The organism is Kineococcus vitellinus (genome assembly GCF_009906315.1).
Classification (GTDB): domain Bacteria; phylum Actinomycetota; class Actinomycetes; order Actinomycetales; family Kineococcaceae; genus Kineococcus; species Kineococcus vitellinus.
This window is the reverse complement of sequence record NZ_JAAALL010000540.1, coordinates 1-1427: the sequence shown is the minus strand read 5'-3', so window position 1 is coordinate 1427 and position 1427 is coordinate 1. Positions and strand designations below refer to the sequence as shown.

The following is a 1427-nucleotide window of genomic DNA, read 5'->3' as shown; positions in this document are numbered from 1 at the left end:
GCCCTGACGCGCGGGCCCGGGAGCGCCCCCGGGCCCGCGCGTCAGGGCAGCGGCGTGCGGCGCAGCACGGCCTCCCCGGCGCGGGCGGGGTCCAGGGGCACCGGCGAGCGCAGCACCCCCGGCCCGCGCGCGACGCGCCCGCCGGTCAGCGGGGTGCAGCGCAGCCCGCCGCGCCCGCGCATCGCCCGGTGCGCCCCCGGGGCGACCACGCGGTCCATCCACGCGCACGGGTTGGCGGGGCGCCCGCCGTGCAGGAGGACCGCGCCGGCGGCGGTGACCAGCTCGAAGTCGACGCCGCGCAGCGGGTCCAGCTCCACCCCGCGCACGACGAGGTTGCGCCGCGCCAGCAGCGGGTCGGGGACCGCCGGCAGGCCGAGGTCCGCGGCCACCGCCTCCCACGCCTCGGCCGCCAGGAACGTCACCGCCGCGTCCATGTGGGCGGCCTTGCCGAAGAAGCGGTCGCCGCGGATGCCCTTGCCGGCGACGACCTCGACCTCGTCGAGGTCGTGCGTGGGCACGTCGGCCGCGCCGTCGCGGGGCCGGCCGAAGTAGGCGTGCTCGGGCGAGACGAGCAGGTGCAGCACCTGCACCTCGTAGGCGTGCGGGCGCTGCGACCCGTCCCCGCTCACGTCCACGTCCACGTCCACGTCCCCGATCCTGCGCGCGCCCGCGCTCACAGCGCCAGCGCCCGCCCGGCCGCGCGGACCGCCTGCTCGCCGTAGCCGCCGCCGAAGAGGGCGGCGTGCACGAGCAGCGGGTGCAGCTGGTGCAGCGGCACCCGCTCGCGCCACCCGTCGGCGCTGCCGGCCGCCTCCGCGTACGCGCCCAGCGCGCGCTCCAGGTGCGGGAGGCCGAACAGCGCCAGCATCGCCAGGTCGGTCTCCGGGTGCCCGCCGTGCGCGGCGGGGTCGACGAGCACCGCCCCCCGCGCCGACCACAGCACGTTGCCCGACCACAGGTCGCCGTGCAGCCGGGCGGGCCGCTGCGCGCCCGCCACGAGCGCGGGGTCCTCGGCCAGCAGCCGCTCGCACACCCGCTCCACGAGCGCCGCGCCGGCGGCGTCCAGCGCGCCGGCCCCCCGCGCCCGCCGCAGGTAGGGCCGCACGCGGTGCTCGGCGTAGAAGGCGCCCCACGGCAGCGGCCCGCGCGGGGCGGGCAGCGGCAGCGCGGCGATCCAGGTGTCGCCGTCCTCCCCCGGCGGCGGGGCGCCGAAGCGCTGCGCGCCCGCGGCGTGGGTGGTGGCCAGGTCGCGGCCGAAGGCCTCCGCGTCCGCCGGCGAGGGGCGCACCTGCTCGACGCGGTCCAGCAGCAGGGCGTCGGGGCGCACCTCGCGCACCCGGCAGACGGCGACCCCGCCGGCGTCCGCCAGCCACGCCAGCCCGGCGGCCTCGGCGCGCAGGGCGGCGGGCGGCGCGGCGCCCGCCGCC

At 81.4% G+C, this 1427-nt stretch carries 2 protein-coding genes; both read right to left on the bottom strand.

Going from position 1 to position 1427, the window contains the following annotated elements:
* Window positions 1-41 precede the first annotated feature (41 nt).
* Window positions 42-647 carry a molybdenum cofactor biosysynthesis protein gene (locus tag GTQ99_RS23230; protein WP_338075215.1) on the bottom strand — a complete coding sequence of 202 codons (606 nt, stop codon included), beginning with the start codon at window positions 645-647 and terminating at the stop codon, window positions 42-44.
* Window positions 648-673: 26 nt separating this feature from the next.
* Window positions 674-1427: fructosamine kinase family protein (locus GTQ99_RS23225; RefSeq protein WP_166618013.1), on the bottom strand; the 754-nt coding region annotated here is incomplete at its 5' end.